Annotated in this window: 7 protein-coding genes; 2 read left to right on the forward strand and 5 right to left on the reverse strand. The window is 71.8% G+C overall.

Annotated features, from left to right (window positions below; all coding sequences use genetic code 11):
* Nucleotides 1–44: 44 nt before the first annotated feature.
* Together ACFWBT_RS41405 and ACFWBT_RS41410 are read right to left on the reverse strand one after the other, a co-directional pair.
* Nucleotides 45–431, reverse strand: coding sequence for a PPOX class F420-dependent oxidoreductase (locus tag ACFWBT_RS41405; RefSeq protein ID WP_385709523.1), 387 nt, complete (start codon nt 429–431; stop codon nt 45–47).
* Nucleotides 432–486: 55 nt separating this feature from the next.
* Entirely contained in the window at nt 487–1,119 is a 633-nt protein-coding gene (locus tag ACFWBT_RS41410) for an HAD family acid phosphatase (protein ID WP_385709527.1), read from the reverse strand.
* A 272-nt stretch (nt 1,120–1,391) separates the two neighbouring features.
* On the opposite strand from ACFWBT_RS41410, the gene ACFWBT_RS41415 reads away from it, so the two are divergent.
* Nucleotides 1,392–2,744 (forward strand): NAD(P)/FAD-dependent oxidoreductase, encoded by a 1,353-nt coding sequence (locus ACFWBT_RS41415; RefSeq protein ID WP_385709532.1) that lies wholly within the window; start codon nt 1,392–1,394, stop codon nt 2,742–2,744.
* Nucleotides 2,745–2,808: 64 nt separating this feature from the next.
* Here ACFWBT_RS41415 and ACFWBT_RS41420 read toward each other — a convergent pair whose 3' ends face one another.
* From ACFWBT_RS41420 to ACFWBT_RS41430, 3 genes are read right to left on the reverse strand one after another with little or no spacing between them, the layout of a single operon-like run.
* The gene (locus tag ACFWBT_RS41420; protein ID WP_385709535.1) at nt 2,809–3,582 is read right to left on the reverse strand and encodes a type 1 glutamine amidotransferase domain-containing protein; all 774 of its coding nucleotides are present in this window, start codon (nt 3,580–3,582) and stop codon (nt 2,809–2,811) included.
* 45 nt (nt 3,583–3,627) lie between these two features.
* Nucleotides 3,628–3,816: a zinc ribbon domain-containing protein gene (locus ACFWBT_RS41425; protein WP_385709538.1), complete on the reverse strand. Its 189-nt coding sequence runs from the start codon at nt 3,814–3,816 to the stop codon at nt 3,628–3,630.
* Between the two features lie 38 nt (nt 3,817–3,854).
* Nucleotides 3,855–4,142: a transposase gene (locus ACFWBT_RS41430; RefSeq protein ID WP_385709541.1), complete on the reverse strand. Its 288-nt coding sequence runs from the start codon at nt 4,140–4,142 to the stop codon at nt 3,855–3,857.
* Between the two features lie 256 nt (nt 4,143–4,398).
* Here ACFWBT_RS41430 and ACFWBT_RS41435 point away from each other — a divergent pair.
* On the forward strand, nt 4,399–5,584 hold a 1,186-nt coding region (locus ACFWBT_RS41435; protein ID WP_385709544.1), incomplete at its 3' end, for a S1 family peptidase.

Raw genomic sequence — 5,584 nt, forward strand, 5'->3', positions numbered from 1 at the left:
TCCGGGCTGTGCGGGACCCCCGTACGACCGCCGGTCTCACGGTGTCACGGAGCAGGAGTGATACGGATGCCGACCGTGCCGCTCGCGCCGCGGCGCAGGCGGCTGCCGAACAGGGTGAGCCGGCCCACCAGCCCGTACTTGCGGGCGATGAGCTTCCGGTAGCGGGCGGTCTCGGCCGCGTCGACGATTTCCGCCGTGGCCGGGACCGGCTCCCCCGTCGGCCTGCCGCGCACGTCGCACGGGCCGACCAGGACGTCGGCCCGGTTGCGGATGCGCTTCACCTTCCAGCTGTCGGCGACGGTCCAGGCGCCGAGCGCCGCGCCGTCGGGCACCACCCAGACCGGCGTGGCCACCCCCGTACCGTTCTTGCGATAGCTGGTGATCAGCAGATACTTGCCCGATCCCAGCGTGTTCAGCGAGGCCTCGTCCATGGCGGAAGTGTAGGCGGGCCGGTCCGCGGGCCCCGCTGCACCCGAGCCGTCCGGGTCAGGACAACTGGCCGTCGTAGTCCGGCAGCTTGAAGCTGCGCTCGGCGTGGCCGCCGACCAGGTCGGTGGTGTTGTTGCCGACGTTGGCGATGATCGTGTAGCCGAGGGACTCGATCTGCGCGCGCTTGCCCGTCTTGTAGGCGCTGACCTCGTCGAACAGGTCCGGCAGGTCCCGCACGTAGAGGCCGTCGACCGGGTAACCGACGCTCCTCAGGTTCCACTTCGTCTCGGCGGCGATGATGCCCGGACGCGCGGTCACGAAGAAGACGGCGACACCGCGGGAGTGCGCGTAGCGGGCGAGCGCCAGAGAGGCCTTGACCGCCGGGGTCGGCAGCTCGTACCAGGGGTGGAAGTCGGTCTCCAGCGTGGTGTTGTCGATGTCGAAGACGACCGCGAGCCTCCGGCCGCCCGCGTCGGTGCGCTGCTCGACGTACGGCACCGCCTGGTCGATGACGGCCTGGATGTCCCGCTGCCAGGTGGCGTAGTCGACGTCGGCCGTCGTGGACGTGCTCGCGACCGCCTGGGCCGGGGCCGCGGCGGCGGGCCCGGCCGCGGTGACCGTCCCTCCGATCCCCAGCGCCACGACCGCCGACACCACGCCGATCCGGCGCACCACACCGCGTCTCGTCATGCCTGTCCCCTTTTCACGTCTGTTGTGCACGTCTGCTGATGGAGTACGCGTACATCGCGACGGCGACGGTGCCTGGTCGCGGGACCGTCGCCGCGGCAGAGATGATCCTGGCAGCGCGTGTACGGAGGGGGAAGGGGTAGTTACCGATCGGTAGAGATCGTGCTTCGTGCGACTCGGGGTACCCGCGGTGTACCTGCGGTGCGGTGGCAGACGTCCGCGCCGCGTGTGAGCCTGAGGCTCGCGGCTGGCACCAGTGGAGAGAGGCTGCTCGGATGCAAGGACCGAATATCGTCATCGTCGGCGCGGGTTTCGCCGGAGTCGAGGCCGCCCGGAGCCTCGAACGGACGCTCACCCCCGGCGAGGCCCGGATCACCCTGATCAGCCCCACCGACTACCAGCTGTATCTGCCGCTGCTGCCGCATGTCGCCGCCGGTGTCGTCACCCCCCAGTCCGTGGCCCCCTCGCTGCGTCGGATCCTGCGCCGCACGGCGCTGGTGCCGGGCGGGGTGATCGGCGTCGATCCGGACGCCAAGGTCTGTGTCGTCCGGAAGATCACCGGGGATCTCGTCGACCTGCGCTACGACTACCTGGTGCTCACCCCGGGGAGCGTGACGCGCACCTTCGACATCCCCGGTCTGGCGGAGGAGGCGCGCGGCATGAAGACGCTCGCCCAGGCCGCGTATCTGCGCGACCATGTGATCGCCCAACTCGACCTGGCGGCGGCCACGTCGGACGACGACGAGCAGGCGGCACGGCTCCAGTTCGTGGTGGTCGGCGGCGGATACGCGGGCACCGAGACCGCTGCCTGTCTGCAGCGTCTGACCACCGCGGCGGCACAGCGCTACCACCCCCGTATCGACCCCGGCCTCATCAAGTGGCATCTGGTCGACGTGGCCCCGAAACTGCTGCCCGAACTCGGCGACAAGCTGGGCGCGAGCGCGCTGCGGCTGCTGAGCGAGCGCGGCGTGCGGATCTCGCTGGGCACGTCCGTCGCCTCCGTCACCAAGGACGCGGTCACCCTCACGGACGGGCGGGTGCTGCCCTCCCGGACGCTGGTGTGGACCGCCGGTGTCGCCGCGAGCCCGCTGGTCGACTCGCTGGGCGCGGAGACCGTACGCGGACGGATCGCCACCGAGGCCGACTTCAGGGTGCCGGGGCTGGACGGGGTGTTCGCGCTGGGCGACGCGGCGGCGGTGCCCGACCTGGCCAAGGACGACGGCTCCCCCTGCCCGCCGACCGCCCAGCACGCGGCCCGGCAGGGCCGGCACGCGGCCAAGGTCCTGGCGGCGAGGCTGCGCGGACAGCCCACCTTCCCCTACCGACACCGGGACCTCGGCCTGGTCGTCGACCTCGGCGGCCACGACGCCGTGTCCAAACCGCTCGGCATCGGACTCAAGGGCGCGCCCGCGCAGGTCGTGGCCCGCGGATACCACCTGTACGCGCTGCGCACGGGCGCCGCCCGGTTCCGTACGGGCGCCAACTGGCTGCTCAACGCCGTCGCGGGCGACGACTTCGTCCGCACCGGATTCCTCGCGGACCGGAAGGGAACCCTGCGGGACTTCGAGCGCACGGATGTGTATCTGACGCCGGACGAGGTGCGGGCCCGGACCCGCGCCCGCGCTTAGGGGCTGTCGTTCGATCAGGCCCCGGGACGGCGCCTGATCGACAAGGAGGTCCGGCGAGGCGGGATCAGGCCGCGCCGTCGTCCCGGCCGGGTGTGCTCCGCAGCAGGGCGAGGTAGCGGCGGCCGAACAGGTAGGCGTCTCCCGGCCAGCGGGCGGAGAGGTAGTGGCCGTCCTGGACGACGAAGGCGTGGGTGTCGTCGGTGGCGGTGCCGCGCCGGGTGAGCGTGCGCGGGCCGCGTTCGAACCGTCCGCCCGGCTCGGTGAGGGCCGCCCTGACCTCGTCCTCGACGTAGGCGGGATAGGTGCGGTAGTAGCGGCCGAGGCGCCAGGCGGTGCTGAAGTACGCGGTGCGTTCCATGTACTTGGGCAGACAGGTAGTACGGCGGTCGGCCAGGACGCTGTGGCCGGTGGCGGGGTCCTGGGCGCGGGCCAGGACGAGGACGCCGTGGCAGATCGCTCCGACCGGCCGCCGCAGGGCCCAGAACCGGGCGATCTGCCGCTGCAACGACGCTGAGCCGAGGTATTGCCGCATTCCCGGCGCGTGTCCTCCCGGGAGCAGCACTCCGTCGAAGTCCTCGATGTCCACGTCGGCCCAGGAGACGGTGGCCCGGAACGCGGCCGACCCGGTCAGTTCCCCGTAGAAACGGCGGGGTTCCGGCTCCGCGCCGAGCTGTCCGAACAGGACGCCCGTGAGCAGCCGCGGGTCCGCCTCCGGGCGGGTGCCCGCGCGTTCGGCCGCGAAGACGACGTCGTGCCCCGCCTGCGTCAACATCCGCCAGGGTACGGCGACTTCGGTGACGTCGAAGTCGTGGTCGGGGAGCGGGATCAGCACACGCATACGGCCATCGTGACTCCTCCACCCCGTAAACGGGGTGGCTTCTCGCTAAGCGGGTTGAGCTTCGCGATGGACCAGCCCGGCCCGTAGAACGTTCAGGGCGCCCACTGTATCCGCGTGCGCGCCGTGGCCACACGAAACGCAGTGGAACTTCTCCTGTGTGGGCCGGTTCTCCTTGGCGGTGTGCCCGCGTTCGGGGCAGGTGCGGGAGGTGTTGCGGGGGTCCACGGCGATCACTTCCCGTCCGGCGCTTTCAGCCTTGGCGTGCAGGATCGTCAGGACAGGGCTTGCTGCGCCATCTGCTGCTTGGCGGCTGCACGACGACCGTGGCGCGGGTTGGGCACGAAGGCGCCGTCCGAGTCGGCGAGGAAGTTCGCGATGCCCAGGTCGATGCCAGCCATGCTGGCGGTCGCGGGCAGCGGATCGGGCGGGTCGTGGCGGTAGGCATCACGACGCTCCTGCAAGGCCCCGTTGTAGAGGGAGCAGTGATCCCGAGGCATCTCGCGAAGTGCCTGGTCCTGACGCACGGTGGGCCGCAGAAGGAACTTGTACGCACGGATCATGCAGCCCACCCCTCGGTTCGGCCCGGCCTCAATGCCTCACCAGCCGAGCGAACCGGGCGATCATGCACGGCTGGTTCTGGTCCGGCTCCTCCGGAGAAAAGAGAGTGCAGCCAGGTGCCTGGGCCGGACCCCGGCTTCCACAGGACCTGGGAGCGGGGGTGAACGCGCGGGCGTGGGCGCACGTATGAGGGGAGGGCCCTCGACCGGGGCCCTCAGCGGCGCTGACGCCGCTCCGTTCGGCTTCGGGAGCCCATGGATGAGGCACGCACGACGACGGATCGTCCGACGGGGGGCGCGCCTCGCGGCCGTCGGCGGACTGCTCTGCGGGGGGATGATGGTGACGCACGCGATGGCGAGCGAACCGTCGGACCCGTCGCGTGCCACGGAGAGTTCGGCCCAGGCGGCCGCGAACACGGGTGCCGGGCTGGTGTCCCGGCTGGGCGCCTCGCGGACCGCCGGCAGCTGGATCGCCGAGGACGGGCGTCCCGTCGTCGCGGTGACCGACACGGGTGCGGCGGCCGAGGTGAAGCGGGCCGGTGCCCGCCCGAAGGTCGTGTCGCACAGCATGCAGGACCTCAAGTCCGCCACGGAGAAGCTCAGTTCGGCACCCCGGGTGCCGGGCACGGCCTGGGCGGTGGACTACACGAAGAACGAGGTGGTGGTGCAGGCCGACAGCACGGTCTCCGCCACCGCCTGGTCGCGCATGACGAAGCTGGCCGACGGTATCGGCGACTCCGTCCGGATGAGCCGGACCCAGGGCACTTTCACGACACGGGTGAACGGCGCACAGGCGATCTTCTCGACCAGCGGGCGCTGTTCGGCGGGCTTCAACGTGAGCAGCGCGCAGGGCGAGTTCATCCTCACGGCCGGGCACTGCGGCCCCGCCGGGTCCATCTGGTTCTCCGACAACGCGGGCCGGCAGCAGGTGGGCCGCACGGTCTCCACCGCCTTCCCCGGGAGTGACTTCTCCCTGATCCAGTACGACGCCGGGAAGCAGCAGGCGGCGGCCGGGAGCAACATCGTCGGCATCGGCGGCGGCAACGGCGTACGGATCACCGGCGCGGCCGATCCGGCCGTGGGCCAGCGGGTCTTCCGCAGCGGCAGCACCAGCGGGTTGCACGACGGCAAGGTGACCGCGCTCAACGCGACCGTCAACTACCCGGAGGGCACGGTCACCGGGCTGGTCGAGACCACGGTGTGCGCCGAACCGGGCGACAGCGGCGGCCCGTTGTTCTCCGAGGGCATCGCGCTGGGGGTGACCTCGGGCGGCAACGGGGACTGCACGACCGGCGGGACGACGTTCTTCCAGCCGGTCACCAAGGCGCTCACCGCGCTGGGAGTGACGCTCGCGGGTCAGCCTCAGGGCGCCGCCGGCGGTGCGGCGCCGGCGTCCCCCGCGGCTTCGGCGCCGGCTTCGGCGGCGGCCTCGCAGGGGGCGGCGG

The sequence above is a fragment of the Streptomyces sp. NPDC060027 genome (genome assembly GCF_042737005.1).
Classification (GTDB): domain Bacteria; phylum Actinomycetota; class Actinomycetes; order Streptomycetales; family Streptomycetaceae; genus Streptomyces.

Bases quoted from the DNA above. Each gene is read 5' to 3' on its own strand.
- ACFWBT_RS41410 (WP_385709527.1), bottom strand. From the start codon at position 1,119: ATGACGAGACGCGGTGTGGTGCGCCGGATCGGCGTGGTGTCGGCGGTC.
- ACFWBT_RS41420 (WP_385709535.1), bottom strand. From the start codon at position 3,582: ATGCGTGTGCTGATCCCGCTCCCCGACCACGACTTCGACGTCACCGAA.
- ACFWBT_RS41430 (WP_385709541.1), bottom strand. From the start codon at position 4,142: ATGATCCGTGCGTACAAGTTCCTTCTGCGGCCCACCGTGCGTCAGGAC.
- ACFWBT_RS41405 (WP_385709523.1), bottom strand. From the start codon at position 431: ATGGACGAGGCCTCGCTGAACACGCTGGGATCGGGCAAGTATCTGCTG.
- ACFWBT_RS41415 (WP_385709532.1), top strand. From the start codon at position 1,392: ATGCAAGGACCGAATATCGTCATCGTCGGCGCGGGTTTCGCCGGAGTC.